This is a genomic window from Arthrobacter sp. HMSC08H08 (assembly GCF_001807575.1).
Classification (GTDB): domain Bacteria; phylum Actinomycetota; class Actinomycetes; order Actinomycetales; family Micrococcaceae; genus Pseudoglutamicibacter; species Pseudoglutamicibacter albus.
The window spans coordinates 1-13800 of sequence record NZ_KV789393.1; the positions used below are offsets into that span (position 1 = coordinate 1).

Here is a 13800-nt window from a genome sequence, read left to right on the forward strand (position 1 = left end):
ATCAACTTGACATGAGGCACTACGGTCCCCGACGAGACTCATGGAAAGTCCCCGGGTGAACAGGGGCCGTGCCTCATGTATTTTTCCCCGCGAAATTTGTGGGTGTATGGCGACCATGGGGTATGGATCGTGAGGGATTGTCATTGAAGGCCAGGTATGAGGTGACTAAGAAGTACGCTGCGGCTTATGCAGCGGCTTCGAAGAAGGAGAAGACCATCATCTTGGACCAGGTGGTCGCGGTGACCGGGTGGAACCGGGACCATGCCCGGCAACAGCTGCGGGCGCGGTTGCGTCAGCCCAAAGGCCGGGCCACTGCCACGATCGCGGTGATCGATCGGCGCCGCACCAAGGCCTATAAGTACTCCTACGATGCCCGTAAAGTACTCCAGAAAGTCTGGGCGGCCAGTGGTGGAATCTGCGGGAAATACCTCGCGGCCTCTATGGGTGACTGGCTTGACCAGATGGAAGCCGAAGGCGCTCTCACCAAAGGAAGCGACCGCTACAGCCACCAGATTCGTGAAGAACTCTTAGCAATGTCCGCTGCCACGATTGACCGCTACCTCACCCCAACCCGGGCCAAAGACCCCATCCGGGGCAAAACAACCATCAAACCAGGAACACTGCTGCGTAACTCGATCACCATCCGCAAAGCCGGTGACGAAGTCGAAGCCGAACCAGGATTCTTCGAAGTCGATACCGTCGCCCACTGCGGACCAACATTCAAAGGCGAGTTCTGCCGCACCGTGAACTTCACCGACATCCACACCGGATGGGTCTTTACCCACACCATCCGCAATAACGCCCACCAGCACATCCTCACAGCATTCAACCTCCTCACCACCACCGTGCCCTTCGATATCACCGGCATCGACTGCGATAACGGCAGCGAATTCATCAACCACGACCTCATGGGATGGGCCAACGAACACAAAGTGTTCTTCACACGCTCACGGCCCTACACAAAAAACGACCAAGCCACCATCGAGTCCAAAAACAACCACCTCGTTCGCCGCTACGGCTTCTACCACCGCTACGACATGTCCCGCGTCAAGTAGTTGGCAGGATTTCCTTGGTTTTGAATGTCGGGGTGGTGGGGTCGGCCAGGCCCAGGTGCACCTCCTTGGGCCGGTTCCATGAGATGGCCTCGTGGGACCGGAGCTCGTTGTACTCGATCCGGTAGTCCTCGGCCCGCTCGGCGAGCACGATCGCGTCGTCAATCTCGTCCAGGTAGAGCCGTTCGTACTTCAGCGTGCCGAAGCCGCGTTCACGGGACCCGTTCTGCCCCGGGGTCTTCACTCGGGTGCGCACGTGGTGTAGTTCGGGGTGGGCGGCGATGAAGGACTCGAAGCGGAAGGACCGGAACGGCCCGCCGTTGTCCGTCACGATGGTCACCACGGGCAACAGCTCACCGGTCTCGGGATCGACCGGGCAGGCCTCGACCAGCGGGTGACCGAACATGGCCTCGTAGTCGGCCAGGGCCAACTCGATCGCGTCGATCGCGTCGTGCTGGTTCCCGGTGGGCGAAACGTGGAAGGGGTGCTCGTACTTGGACCAGTAGTCCCGGCACCCGGCCAGCCGCCAGGTCCCTCCGGTGGTGGTCTCGAACTCGCTGAAGTCCAGCTGCCAGACTTGGTTCGGACCGGTCGGCTCGGTGGCGAACGCGGCCTTGCGCCGCTCGGCCAGCTTCCGTCGCTCCCGTTGGTACTGCGCGGGCAGAATCAGCCCCTCGTCGCGCAGGATTCGCAACACGGTCGCCTCGGAAAGAACATGCCCGTCGTGGCGGACCATCGCCCAGATCTTCCGATGCCCCCACGCCGGATGGGCCAGCGCGTGCTTGACCACCAGTTCCCTGGCGGCCTGCCGTACCGGTTGCGGCCACGGTCCCTTCACCGCCGTCCCGGTGCGGGCCTTGGCCTGCCAGCGGCGCCAGGTCCGCTCGGGCATGTCGAAGAGCTGGCAGAACCTCGCGGTCGACATGCCCGCTTCCACGCGGATCACCTCGAGGTCCTCGAAGGGCCCAGCCGGCCCTCCGCCGACTTCTTCCACACCCTGGCCTCCAGGTGTGCCTCGCCCAAGGCCTGGGTCAGCTCGGCGACCTCGGCCTCCAGCTGTTCCTCTCGGGAGGATGGTCCGGACCTGCCGGCCACCAGGGCGGTCTTGCCGGCTTCCAGGAACTCGGCCTTCCACCGTCCGATGGACTGCTCACTAACTCTCTCCTTGCGTGCCGCTTCGGCGATGGACATCTCGCCGGCCAGCACGCTCAGCACTATCCGGGTCTTCTCCTCCGCCGGAATCGAGGGCGGTCTACCCATGTCTGACTCTCCTTCAGGACCTACATAACAGCCCTGCCACTAAGTCTGACGCGCGACACAGGCATCCTCAACCCCACACAACAAGCCGAACTCACCGCATACAAAACCACACTGAAACCAACAGCCATCGCCCGCGAAATAACCCGCATCCAAAACGAACTGAGCCGACTCGCCGCAACCAAAACCCGCAAACTCGAAGAACAACTCCACCCACACACCCCACCCGATCGAACCAGCCCAGCCCGACCCGGTGCCTGTCCCACCAACCGAAAACAGCCCCGAACTCGTCGAGGAAGTCGGTCCGTCGACCGGCAGCCTCGACCTAACCGACACAGTCTTGGACGTCCTCACTAGCCCCAACCTGTAAACCACATCTGGCTTACCCCGAAAGCCCGTACCCCGACCACCTGGGTACGGGCCTTTGTCGTGTGCCCACAAACGGGAAGGAACCCACTTTCTATGTCGCTCAAAGCTATCTGGGCCACGATCCAAACCGGCCTGGCCGGGGTCGGGGCCGTCATCGGCGCGTTCCTCGGAGGCCTCGACGGCCTGGTATACGCGCTCATCGCCTTCGTCGTAGTCGACTACATCACCGGCGTGCTCGCCGCGATCGCCGAACGCCGCGTCTCCTCAGCCATCGGGTTTCGAGGGATCAGCCGCAAAGTCGTGATCTTCACCCTGATCGGACTTGCCCACCTGCTCGACGTGCACGTCATCGAAACACCTGGGGCGCTACGCACCGCCACCGTCGTGTTCTACCTGTCCAACGAAGGCATCTCCCTGATCGAAAACGCCACCCGCCTCGGGTTGCCTGTACCAGCCCACATCCGGCGCGCCCTGGACCTGGTCACCCGTGACGTGACAGGCAAACCCGACCTCGAACACCACCCCAACCAAACCACCACCTCAGCAGAAAAGGAGAACCTCTGATGAAGAACTGGGCCACCCTCGAAGCCGACGAAAACCGGCTGATGAACAAGCACTACAGTGCCGGGCGAAGCGGCCGGAAGATCAACAAGGTCATCATCCACCACAACGCAGGCAACCTCACCATCAAGTCCATCTGGGACGTGTGGCAGACCCGCCAAGCATCCGCCCACTACCAGGTCGACTCAGGCGGCCGGATCGGCCAGCTCGTGTGGGATCGCGACACCGCCTGGCATGCAGGCAACTGGGAAGCCAACACCACCTCCATCGGTATCGAACACGCCGACATCTCCTCCAAGCCCTGGCGTATCTCCGAGGCCTGCCTCGACAACGGTGCCCACCTCGTCGCGGCCATCTGCCACTACTACAAGCTCGGACGACCCGTGTGGGGAAAGAACGTGTTCGGCCACAAGCATTTCTCTTCCACCGAATGCCCGGCCTCGCTGGCAGGAAGCCAGCATGCGGCCTACATGGCACGCGCCCAGTACTGGTACGACCGCATGAGCGGCACCAAGCCCGCCCCGACACCACCGGCAAAGCCCACACCGCCCGCACCCAAGCCCTCCGCCAACATCGACGCCCTCGCCGACGCGGTCATCCGAGGCGAGTACGGCAACGGCGAGGAACGCAAGCGCCGACTGGGAAGCAACTACGCCGCCGTGCAGAAACGCGTCAACGAGAAGCTCACCGGAGGAAACCCCACCAAGCCCTCCGTCAACATCGATGCCCTGGCTGATGCGGTGATCCGTGGAGACTATGGCAACGGTGAGGAACGCAAGCGCCGCCTCGGAGCCAACTACGCCGCTGTGCAGAAACGCGTCAACGAGAAGCTCGGCATCAGCTAACCCACGCGAAATCAACCCTTGGCCCCGTCATCACCTTCATCGAGGTGGTGGCGGGGCCTTTTCTGCGTTTGCGGAGCTGGTGTTTACCGCAGGTCGTCGAACGGGTCGATGACGGACTGCACTCCACAGCTCGGGCAGATGAACGCGATCCTGATGCCTTGACCTTCGCCTGCAGCAAACGGGTCAGGGACACAATCTGAGCCGCATTCTGAACAGGTTCGGTACGACTGGTCGTCGAGAAACACCGGGAGTTCAAAGTCGTCGCCAGTCATCTTCACCCGCCCTTGCTCTGTCGCGGTTCACACGTCGATCGGCCCGCATTGTGAATTGAGCAAAGAATAACTGCCTTATCTGAATAGAGGCGCAGATCCCAGCCACGGGTGCGAACGCGGCAGGGAGCATTGTTTCTGTTGTCCGGTTTCGTCTGGCGTGACCGGCGTATGGGCGACCACCTTTCGCCTCGTTCCCAGGAGGGCCTGCTCATGGCTCTGAACCAGACTGATCGCCATCACATCCAGATGATGCGCGCTGCAGGAGTTGCCTACTCTCGTATCGCCGCGCACCTGGATCTCAACGCCAACAGCGTCAAGACCTATTGTCTGCGACACGGCATCACCGTCGATCCTGCCGTTGAGCAGGTCACGGACCCAGTTGGAGTGTGGTGTTTGCACTGCTGCAAGCCAATCGAGCTCCGGCAAGGATCGAAGTTCTGCTCCACGGCCTGTCGACGAGCCTGGTGGGCCACCCACCGCAGAGTGGTCACCGAAGAACTGGTCTGCGCGAACTGCCACCGACAGGTCACTGTTGCTCGCACGAGCCAGGTGAAACGCAAGTACTGCTGCCACCCGTGCTACATCCAGCACCGCTTCAACACACGTGGCGGTAAACGATGAACATGGCAGCCGAGCTGACGGCTCATCACCAACTCACGCAGGTCAAGCAGCTTCTCGAACGCGGCATCCTCACCCCACGCGAAGCCATCACCGTCTGCCAGCGCCTCGACACCCCAGATGCGCCGCTAGCCGCCCTACAAAGAGCCAGTTTCGTTGACTATCTCGAGGGTTTGAGTGATGTATGGATACAACCTGAAACCCTGTCTGACTAGGAGAAATACCTTGAAGAGAATGGAGCAAATCACCCCGCCACCGATCAGCACTTCTCCGCTTGTGAAAGTGGCAGCGTATGCCCGCATCAGCATGGAAACCGAGCGCACACCGCTGAGTTTGTCCACCCAAGTTTCCTACTACCAGCAACTCATTCACGACACTCCTGGCTGGACGTTCGCCGGAGTGTTCGCCGATTCTGGAATCTCTGGAACCACCACAAATCGCCCCCAGTTCCAAGAAATGCTGGCCCTTGCCCGGGAAGGGGCAATCGACCTGATCCTCACCAAGTCGATCTCGCGGTTCGCTCGCAACACCGTCGACCTGCTCGAAACCGTTCGCGAGCTGAAAGACCTCGGGGTGGAGGTGCGATTCGAAAAGGAGAACATCTCCTCAACCAGCGCTGACGGAGAACTCATGCTCACCCTGCTGGCGTCTTTCGCGCAGGCAGAATCAGAGCAAATCAGCCAAAACGTGAAGTGGCGCATTTGGAAAGGCTTCGAAGAAGGCAAAGCGAACGGCTTCCACTTGTACGGTTACACCAACTCCGCTGACGGCACCGACGTGCAGATCATCGAAGAAGAAGCAGCCGTGGTGCGTTGGATCTTCGCCCAGTACATGAAGAAGACCTCGTGCGAAAAGATGGCCGCGCAGCTCATCGCTGACGGTAGGGTTCCGCACCTGGCTGATAACAAGATGCCCGGCGAATGGGTCCGTCACATCCTGAAGAACCCGCACTACACCGGCGACCTCCTGTTGGGCCGTTGGTCGACTCCGGAAGGCAGGCCTGGACGAGCAGTACGCAACACCGGCCAGTTGCCGCAATACCTGGTGGAAAACGCGATCCCCGCGATCATCGACCGCGACACCTTCACCGCTGTACAAACCGAGATCGCACGCCGCCGTGAACTCGGGGCCCGGGCGAACTGGTCCATAGAAACTGTGGCGTTGACGTCGAAGATCAAATGCGTGTCCTGCGATTGCTCGTTTGTGCGCAACGTACGCAATCCGAAAACCCAAAACTCGATCTCCACCGAGCACTGGATCTGCACCGAACGCAAGAAAGGCCGCAAAACCGGATGCGGCACCTGCGAGATCTCTGACACGGCACTCAAAGGCTTCATCGCGCGAGTCCTGGGTATCGATACCTTCGACGAAGAGGTGTTCAACGAGCGTATCGATCACATCGACGTGCAGGGAAAAGACCATTACACGTTTCATTACACCGATGGCACCAGCAGCTCGCACACGTGGCGACCAAACCTGAAGAAGAGCTCGTGGACCCCAGCAAGAAAAGCCGCCTGGGGCGAACTCGTGCGTGCCCGCTGGGCCGAAGCCAAAAGGCTCGGGTTGGACAACCCACGGCAAGCACCAACACCACCAGAAGCATTGGTGAAGCACCGGGCCGTGGCCAAGGCAGAGGCTGAGCGCCTGCGCGCCGAGCGAGGCGAACGCTAAATGGCCCGCACCGTCACAGCAATCCCCGCCACCCGAGCGCTCCACACTGGTGCTCCACTTGGACAGACAACCCTGCGCAGGGTCGCCGGGTATGCCCGCGTGTCCACCGACCACGACGATCAGGTGACGTCCTACGAAGCCCAGGTCGACTACTACACCCGCTACATTAGCGATCACGCGGGCTGGCAGTTCGTGAAGGTCTATACCGATGAAGGCATCACAGGCACCTCAACCAAACACCGCGCTGGGTTCCAGCAGATGGTGATCGACGCGCTCGACGGCAAGATCGACCTGATCATCACCAAGAGTGTGTCCCGGTTCGCCCGCAACACCGTCGACTCGCTCACCACCGTTCGAGCCCTCAAAGACAAAGGCGTGGAGGTCTTCTTCGAGAAAGAAGGCATCTGGACCTTCGACGCCAAAGGCGAGCTCCTCATCACCATCATGAGCTCGCTGGCGCAAGAAGAAGCCCGCTCCATCTCCGAAAACGTCACCTGGGGGCACCGCAAACGCTTCGCCGACGGCAAGGTCACCGTCCCATATTCTCGGTTCCTCGGATACGACAAAGGCGAAGACGGCAGCCTCGTCATCAACCCCGAGCAAGCCAAACTCGTGCGCCGGATCTACAACATGTACTTAGGTGGCATGTCCATCGGAACGATCGCCCGCACCCTCACCGACGAACCAGAGACCTTCACCGCCGCAGGCAACAAGACCTGGTATTACCGATCCATACGAGCGATTCTCACCAACGAGAAATACAAGGGTGACGCTCTCCTGCAGAAGTCGTACGTCGCTGACTACCTGACGAAACGTCAAGTCATCAACCAAGGCGAAGTACCCCAGTACTACGTCACCGCCAGCCATGAGGCGATCATCAGCCCGGCAGTGTGGGACTTCGTCCAAGCCGAAATAGCTAAAGGGGCTAGAGATCAGCGAACCCAGCATCGCACCAGGCCCTTCTCATCGACCTTGGAGTGCAGCCAGTGCGGGCACTTCTTCGGCTCGAAAACCTGGCACGCGGGCAGTAAGTACGAAAAGGTCATCTGGCGGTGCGGCCACAAATACGCAGGCCAGGAAAAATGCGCCACCGGGCACATCAGCGATCAACGACTCAAGTACATGTTCCTCGAGGCTATCCGCCTCCGCTTCGGCTCACCTGCCGATGACACCGTCAACCACGCCGTACTCGACGCGCTCGACACCAGCGACCTCGAAGTCGAAGCAGCCGGACTGATCGCCCAGATCGACCAGGTAGCGAAAAAGCTCGAATCACTAATCACCCACAACGCACGCGTCGCGCAAGACCAACAGGTTTACGAGAAGGCGTTCAACGCTAGCCACGAACAGCACCAGGCGCTGTTAGCTGAGCACGCTGCCGTGGTCGACGAAATCCACAACAAGCACAACCGACTAGCCGCCTACCACTACTACAGGCAAGAGACCGCCAACCTTGAACTTGAACAGTTGGCCTTCAACCCATACCTCTGCGTAGCTTTGCTCGACAAAGGCACCGTTAACATCGACGGTACGGTGACTTTCCACTTCCGCGACGGCAGCACCCAAGTAGTAGCCATCAAGGCGGACATTGGGCAGGCGCCAGGGTGTGATTAGAGTTGCCACTCCTTAATCAAGATCTCCAAAAGCTCTTTCTGACGTCGCTCGATAACACTCGGAGTCCACACCGGTTCTCCAAGTACCTGCGTGGTGAGTGCGAACACCGCCACGCCTTTCCCCGACTTGAAGTACCTCTCCTTCTTAACATCGAAGTCATAATTGCAAGCACTGGAGTTTTTCCGGCGATTGAGTAGCAGTAGGTTCCCAAGACGATGTGTCCATACTTTTGCTTCGCAGAAAATGACGGGCTCGATGGTGCTGGTTTTGGACAGGTCATCGGAATAGACCGTGCCGCGCAGTGCGTGGGCTTTGCCCTCGACCCGGTGTGCGGGTAGGACGTTTTTTCGTGCTGCCAGCCAAGCTGGTTGCCCGTTAGACGCAACTCCACGGCTTTTGGCACGGCGGGATCGGTGAAGTCCCACGATAGGGATGCTGATTCTCCGCCGATCTCAAGATCGGCCCTCACATTGGTTTTAGCGACGAAGCTGGGGTCACATGACGTTTTCGTGACGGTCGCTGCCTGCCCGTCGATTATCACCTCGCTTTGAGTCTTGGCGAATAGAGCATCGAGTGGCTCGAGCTGAGCTTTGCGCTCAGGGCTCGGTGCGTACTGGCCGTTGGCTACCGACTGATACGGGTCGTCGCGATGATGGCTCTCGTCAGACGTGCAGTCGATCTCCGCTTGGATTTCCATAGCCTTGAGTTCGGCCGCACCGTCGCCGCTGATTTCACGCACGGAGGCCTCGATCCGCCAGCGGTCTGCGTCAACACTCACGAGCGGGTCACGTCCAAAGTAGTCGCCTCCCCAGGAGTGCAGGGTGTTGCCGGCTTGCCATATCACATCCTTGACGGCGCCATCGGCAACCTTGACGGTGAGCAACGACTGCGGCTGATCCGGTGTTTCGAATGACATCGTTGATTCCCCGTCGATCGTGGCGCACGCGGCAGATGTCAGGGGCTTATCCGTGCTGTCAACGCTGAGCTTTGCGCTGATGGAAGGAGCTGAGGTGGTCGGGGGGTGATCTCGTGGCAGGCGAGGCCGAACTCTCAGGTGCGGTCTCGTCGCCACAACCGGCGAGCGTAGCTGCAAAAACCAGAGCCATTGCTGCACAGCGTTTCTTGATGCCATCCTTTCAACCCGGCGGTGAGCTGGGTCACGTAGGCTAGGGCGTTGAATCTACCGTAGGGCTTGGCGGGAGCACTAGCGCACGCGCCAAGCGCTGGCGGCCTGCTGCTGGCGCCAGTATGCGGCGAAGCGGCCATCAAGGGCGAGCAGGTCCTCGATGCTGCCGTCCTCGATGACGCGGCCGGCATCGAAGAAGATGACGCGGTCGGCCTGGCGGATGGAGGACAGGCGGTGCGCGACGATGATGCGGGTGCGGGGCGTGGTCTCCGAGCTCAGGGCAGCGGCGACGGCGCGTTCGTTTTCGGTATCGAGCGCGCTGGTGGCCTCATCGACTAGCAGCACGGGGGCGCAGCTGAGCAGGGCGCGGGCGATCGAGACGCGCTGGCGCTGCCCGCCCGATAGCAGCGTGCCACCGTCGCCGACCATTGTGGCCATGCCGTCGGTGAGTTGCGCGGCAACGGCATCCACGCGCGCGAGTGCGGTGGCGCGCTCGATCTGCTCGCCGGTGGCGTGGGGATTACCGATGGAGATGTTGTCCAGCAGTGTGCCGTCAAACAGGTACGGGTCTTGGAAGATGACGGCGATGAGGGCGCGGCGGGCGGCGGGAGTGAGCTCGGCGAGGTCCGTGCCCTGGATACGGATGCTTCCGGAGGTGGGCTGGTGGAGCCCGGCCAGCAGGAACAGCAGGGTGGATTTGCCCGAGCCAGAAGGCCCGACGATCGCGGTTGTGGTGCCCGGCTGGAAGGTGAGGTTCAGGCCGTCAAGCACGGGGCGCTCGCGCGTGGCGTCATAACCGAAGGTGACGTCGGCGACCTCGATCTGGGGAGCGGTTGAGAAGGTTGGTGTCGCGGTTCCGGGGTGCTCGCGCGGTGCGGCAAGCACGGTGTGGATGGTGCGCAGTGCGTTCGTGGTCAGTTGCAAGCCGGCGGTGATATCGGCCACGAGCGCCAGGGGCTCCAAGAAGCGGACGATGACGACGATGAGCGCGATCGCGGCGGCGGGGGAAACCTCGCCGGTGACGGCGCGGCTGACCGCGAGGGCGCCGAGCGCAATGAGGGCGAGCTGGGTCAGCAGAGTGAAAACCAGCTGCTCGGGCGCGCGGTAGGCGAGCAGTCGACTCATCGCATGAGTGCGCGCGGCAAGTGCCTGGCCGACATGGCTGCTCTCGGTATCGACGCGGCGGGCGGAGCGCAACGCCTGCTGGGTGCGGGCGAACTCCAGGAGGCGCTCGGACAGCTGGGCGTGGGCGCGATCCGCGGCGGCGTCGGCGCTGCGCGCCAGGCGCATCGAGAGGACGAGGGCGCCAAGCAGCAGCGGCAGGAACGCCAGCGCTGCAGCGCCGAGCGTCGGAGAAAACCACAGCAGGCCGATGCCGATCGCGGCCGGAAGAATAAGGGCGTTCAGCAGCGGCGTCACCAGGTAGGCGATCAACCCGACGAGTTCGGGACCGGTGGCAGCGACCGCCTGACGCGTGGTGGCCAGGTTATCGCCGGTCAGCCACTGCAATCGGATGGTGGTGATGCGCTCGGCGACGGTGTGCTGAGCGTGATCCAGCAGCACGAAGCCAACAGCGTAGGCGTGGCGGGCCGCGGCGCTATCGCACCCCCAGCCAAGCGCCGTAGCGATCGCGATCATGGCCAGAGGGCGCCAGGCATCACCCGGCTGCGAGCTGAACAGGGCCGAGATGAGCGGAATGAGGGCGAGCGCCGCTGCGGCGCGTAGCGCGATACTTAGCGCCGTGAGCGCCAGGTAGGGGGTGATATGGCGGCGCTGGGCCGGTGGCAGCAGGTTAATGAGCGTGCGGATCATGAGGTGGCCTTCGTCTCGGCGGCTGCCCAGAGTTCGGCGTAGCGACCGCCGCGTGCGAGCAGTTCCTCGTGCCGACCCTGCTCGATGATCTGGCCGCCATCGAGCACAACGATGGTATCGACGCCAGTGATGGTGTGCAGGCGGTGAGCGATGAGCAGCACGGTGCGTCCGGCGGTCAGGCGGCTGACCGCCTGCTGGACGAGGTATTCGGATTCGGGGTCGGAAAATGCCGTCGCCTCGTCCAGCACGAGGATTGGGCAGTCGGCCAGCAGCGCACGGGCGATGGTGATGCGCTGGCGTTCACCGCCGGATAGGGCGATGTCAGCGCCCAGGATCGTGTCATAGCCGTCCGGTAGGGCGAGGATGCGCTCGTGAATGTGAGCGGCGCGGGCAGCCTGCTCCACCTCGTGCCGACTGGCATCCGGGCGGGCGAGCGCGATGTTCTCGTGGGCGCTGGCGCGCACCAGTTGCGGATTCTGGAAGACGAAGCCAACCCGCGAATACAGCTGTGATGCCTCGAGCGTACGAAGATCGTGGCCGCCGATGCGGATTGCGCCGTCGGTCACGTCGTAGAACCGGGCAAGCAGGCTCGCCAGGGTGGATTTACCCGCACCGGACGGGCCCACGAGCGCAGTGATGGTACCGGGCGCCAGGCGCAGCGAGACGCCCGACAGCACGGGGGTAGACGCGTCGTAGCCAAAGCTCACATCATCGAACTCGACGAGACCAGCGGGCCTCGGCGCGCTCGCCGCATGCTCGACCTCAGGCAGCGTGGACAGCTGCTCCTGGTCGAGCATGACCTGGATTCGGCGTGCCGCGAGCATACCGTCGCGCAGCGCCTGCAGACCGTAGCCGACGCCCAGTAGCCGCGCACCGAACGTCGTGCCAAGAAAGAGGAAGGGCAGCAGCGAGATCGGATCCATCATGCCCGCGGTGATGAGCGCGGTGCCCACCACGCAGCTGAGGAACAGGAACGTCGCGGGGCGCGTGACCAGATCGATGAAGGTTTTGCGGCCGCTGAGCGGCTGCTGCCAGGATCGCAGGAAATCGAGGTAGTCTCGCAGGCTCCGGGTGAAGGGCGCGGCGGCTGCACCCCCGAAGACGCGTACGACGGCCTGCCCCTGCAGGTAGGCGTCAGCAGCGCTGGCCATCTGCTGGCGCCACTGCGGCGCCTGCACTACGCGCGGGCCCGACTGCGTCATCATGATGTACATGCCGATCAGGTAGGCGAGCACCGGCAGCAGCAGGGTGAGCGCCACCCGCCAGTCGATCACGAACAGGTAGCCCAAGACGGCCACAGGCGCGACGATGGCGCCGACCGCATCGGGCACCGCATGCGTGATGAGGTAGTGCATCGCCAGCGGATCATCGTGCACCAGCTGCTTGATGTGCGCCGCGCTGCGGGTATCGAAAAACCCGAGGGGCACGCGTCCGAGCGTCATCAGCAGTCGGGGGCGCAGGTCCTGACTGACGCGCGCATCGACGATGTGCAGCCAGGTCATCAGCCCGGTCGTGAGTAGCGCGCCCGCGATAAGGACCAGGCCGGCCCACCAGCCCAGGCGGATGAGCGCGTCGGTGCCGGCGCCGACGAGCAGCAGCCGGGCGAGTTCGACGAGCAGGACGTAGGGGGCCAGCTGCGCGAGTGTGGCCAGCGCTTGCACGATCGCCGCCAGGATGAAGGTTGTGCGCAGCGGGGCGAGCAGGCGCCGACCGGCCTCAGCCCGCCACGTCCCGCTGATAGGCGCAGCCTCGCCGGCCGCAGGTACCTGCGCGGCGGCAGCCTCGGGCAGATCCTTGGGGCGTTTTTTGCCGAATGCCCGCCCATAACACCAGTAGGCGCGGGCTTGGATTTCGGACTTCGGGAAGCCAAAATCGTTCATCAGGCGGCGACGCACATATTTCAAGCTGTCGGACTCACACGCCACCCACGCGCTCCAGTTCGACCAGTCCCGCGCAGCCAGTCCCGCCGCCAGGCTCGCCTCATCGACGCGCGGCACCCAATGCACTCGCGCGCGCGGATGCGTGCGGATTTCCAGCATGTGGTCATCGAGCGTGTGCTCTTCCAGGTACAGTTCGACCGGCAGCTCGGATGGAAGCACCTCGAGGATTGAATTGATGGCGGGCAGCGACGCGGCATCACCAATGACGAGGTATCCGTCGGGTAGTTCCTCGGGCAGGACGAAACCCGTCGAGCCGAGCGTAGTGACCGCGATGGTATCGCCCGGCTGTGCCTGGCTTGCCCAGCTGGAGGCCGGCCCGGCAGGTTCGTGCAGCACCACGTCGATCGCGAACTCACCGGTATCCGGGTCGGCCTCGACGATGGTGTAGCCGCGCTGATGTTCCTGGTCGCTGCCGTCCGGATCGGGGAACCAGAACCGCAGCCAGGCCGTGGGCGCGAGAACGACCTCGGCAAGCAGACTTGCACTCACCAGGTGGATTCGCACGAAATGCGGGGCGAGGTAGGTCACGGCCGTGACTGTTGCGCTGTGGTCGCGCGCTCCAAATCCGCGCGTCAGCACGCCCTCAAAACCCCGTTTCGCCATGTGCATTCCCTCCTGCGCCGCACCACAAATTGAGGTGATCCTAACCTAAGTCGAGGGCGG

The 13800-nt window shown here is 62.6% G+C and carries 13 protein-coding genes; 8 read left to right on the plus strand and 5 right to left on the minus strand.

What is annotated here, in order from left to right:
• Positions 1 to 161 precede the first annotated feature (161 nt).
• Positions 162 to 1055, plus strand: a complete 894-nt coding sequence (locus tag HMPREF3175_RS05485) for an integrase catalytic domain-containing protein (RefSeq protein WP_070491095.1) — start codon at positions 162 to 164, stop codon at positions 1053 to 1055.
• On the opposite strand, the gene HMPREF3175_RS05490 is transcribed toward HMPREF3175_RS05485, so the two are convergent.
• Entirely contained in the window at positions 1048 to 1998 is a 951-nt protein-coding gene (locus HMPREF3175_RS05490) for an IS3 family transposase (protein WP_070491097.1), read from the minus strand. The genes HMPREF3175_RS05485 and HMPREF3175_RS05490 overlap by 8 nt on opposite strands.
• Entirely contained in the window at positions 1995 to 2312 is a 318-nt protein-coding gene (locus tag HMPREF3175_RS05495; protein ID WP_083289428.1) for a helix-turn-helix domain-containing protein, read from the minus strand. The genes HMPREF3175_RS05490 and HMPREF3175_RS05495 overlap by 4 nt, the downstream gene beginning before the upstream one ends.
• A 459-nt stretch (positions 2313 to 2771) precedes the next feature.
• On the opposite strand from HMPREF3175_RS05495, the gene HMPREF3175_RS05505 reads away from it, so the two are divergent.
• The 6 genes from HMPREF3175_RS05505 to HMPREF3175_RS05535 all read left to right on the plus strand — a co-directional run bounded on the left by HMPREF3175_RS05505 (position 2772) and on the right by HMPREF3175_RS05535 (position 8259).
• Positions 2772 to 3242 (plus strand): phage holin family protein, encoded by a 471-nt coding sequence (locus tag HMPREF3175_RS05505; RefSeq protein WP_070491100.1) that lies wholly within the window; start codon positions 2772 to 2774, stop codon positions 3240 to 3242.
• Positions 3242 to 4084, plus strand: coding sequence for an N-acetylmuramoyl-L-alanine amidase (locus HMPREF3175_RS05510; RefSeq protein ID WP_070491102.1), 843 nt, complete (start codon positions 3242 to 3244; stop codon positions 4082 to 4084). The genes HMPREF3175_RS05505 and HMPREF3175_RS05510 overlap by 1 nt, the downstream gene beginning before the upstream one ends.
• Before the next feature lie 482 nt (positions 4085 to 4566).
• Positions 4567 to 4977: a hypothetical protein gene (locus tag HMPREF3175_RS10145; protein WP_049157412.1), complete on the plus strand. Its 411-nt coding sequence runs from the start codon at positions 4567 to 4569 to the stop codon at positions 4975 to 4977.
• A 2-nt stretch (positions 4978 to 4979) separates the two neighbouring features.
• Positions 4980 to 5189, plus strand: a complete 210-nt coding sequence (locus HMPREF3175_RS05525; protein ID WP_256276287.1) for a dihydroorotase — start codon at positions 4980 to 4982, stop codon at positions 5187 to 5189.
• A gap of 19 nt (positions 5190 to 5208) precedes the next feature.
• The gene (locus HMPREF3175_RS05530) at positions 5209 to 6645 is read left to right on the plus strand and encodes a recombinase family protein (protein WP_083289429.1); all 1437 of its coding nucleotides are present in this window, start codon (positions 5209 to 5211) and stop codon (positions 6643 to 6645) included.
• A complete protein-coding gene (locus HMPREF3175_RS05535; RefSeq protein WP_049157410.1) occupies positions 6646 to 8259 on the plus strand; it encodes a recombinase family protein in 1614 nt (537 codons plus the stop codon).
• Here HMPREF3175_RS05535 and HMPREF3175_RS10635 read toward each other — a convergent pair.
• Positions 8256 to 8684, minus strand: a complete 429-nt coding sequence (locus tag HMPREF3175_RS10635) for a GmrSD restriction endonuclease domain-containing protein (RefSeq protein ID WP_070491109.1) — start codon at positions 8682 to 8684, stop codon at positions 8256 to 8258. The two genes, HMPREF3175_RS05535 and HMPREF3175_RS10635, sit on opposite strands and share 4 nt — an antisense overlap.
• 260 nt (positions 8685 to 8944) lie before the next feature.
• Here HMPREF3175_RS10635 and HMPREF3175_RS10640 point away from each other — a divergent pair, with 260 nt between their 5' ends.
• Entirely contained in the window at positions 8945 to 9172 is a 228-nt protein-coding gene (locus HMPREF3175_RS10640; RefSeq protein ID WP_141742478.1) for a hypothetical protein, read from the plus strand.
• 291 nt (positions 9173 to 9463) lie between these two features.
• Here HMPREF3175_RS10640 and HMPREF3175_RS05550 read toward each other — a convergent pair whose 3' ends face one another.
• Positions 9464 to 11197: an ABC transporter ATP-binding protein gene (locus HMPREF3175_RS05550; protein ID WP_070491114.1), complete on the minus strand. Its 1734-nt coding sequence runs from the start codon at positions 11195 to 11197 to the stop codon at positions 9464 to 9466.
• On the minus strand, positions 11194 to 13740 hold the full coding sequence (locus tag HMPREF3175_RS05555) for an ABC transporter ATP-binding protein/permease (RefSeq protein WP_070491188.1): 2547 nt from the start codon (positions 13738 to 13740) through the stop codon (positions 11194 to 11196). The genes HMPREF3175_RS05550 and HMPREF3175_RS05555 overlap by 4 nt, the downstream gene beginning before the upstream one ends.
• Between the last annotated feature and the right edge of the window lie 60 nt (positions 13741 to 13800).

Excerpts from the sequence above, each read along its gene's own strand:
- HMPREF3175_RS05555 (WP_070491188.1), bottom strand. The coding sequence starts at position 13,740 with ATGGCGAAACGGGGTTTTGAGGGCGTGCTGACGCGCGGATTTGGAGCG.
- HMPREF3175_RS05535 (WP_049157410.1), top strand. The coding sequence starts at position 6,646 with ATGGCCCGCACCGTCACAGCAATCCCCGCCACCCGAGCGCTCCACACT.
- HMPREF3175_RS05505 (WP_070491100.1), top strand. The coding sequence starts at position 2,772 with ATGTCGCTCAAAGCTATCTGGGCCACGATCCAAACCGGCCTGGCCGGG.
- HMPREF3175_RS05495 (WP_083289428.1), bottom strand. The coding sequence starts at position 2,312 with ATGGGTAGACCGCCCTCGATTCCGGCGGAGGAGAAGACCCGGATAGTG.
- HMPREF3175_RS05530 (WP_083289429.1), top strand. The coding sequence starts at position 5,209 with ATGGAGCAAATCACCCCGCCACCGATCAGCACTTCTCCGCTTGTGAAA.
- HMPREF3175_RS10145 (WP_049157412.1), top strand. The coding sequence starts at position 4,567 with ATGGCTCTGAACCAGACTGATCGCCATCACATCCAGATGATGCGCGCT.
- HMPREF3175_RS05525 (WP_256276287.1), top strand. The coding sequence starts at position 4,980 with ATGGCAGCCGAGCTGACGGCTCATCACCAACTCACGCAGGTCAAGCAG.
- HMPREF3175_RS05550 (WP_070491114.1), bottom strand. The coding sequence starts at position 11,197 with ATGATCCGCACGCTCATTAACCTGCTGCCACCGGCCCAGCGCCGCCAT.
- HMPREF3175_RS05510 (WP_070491102.1), top strand. The coding sequence starts at position 3,242 with ATGAAGAACTGGGCCACCCTCGAAGCCGACGAAAACCGGCTGATGAAC.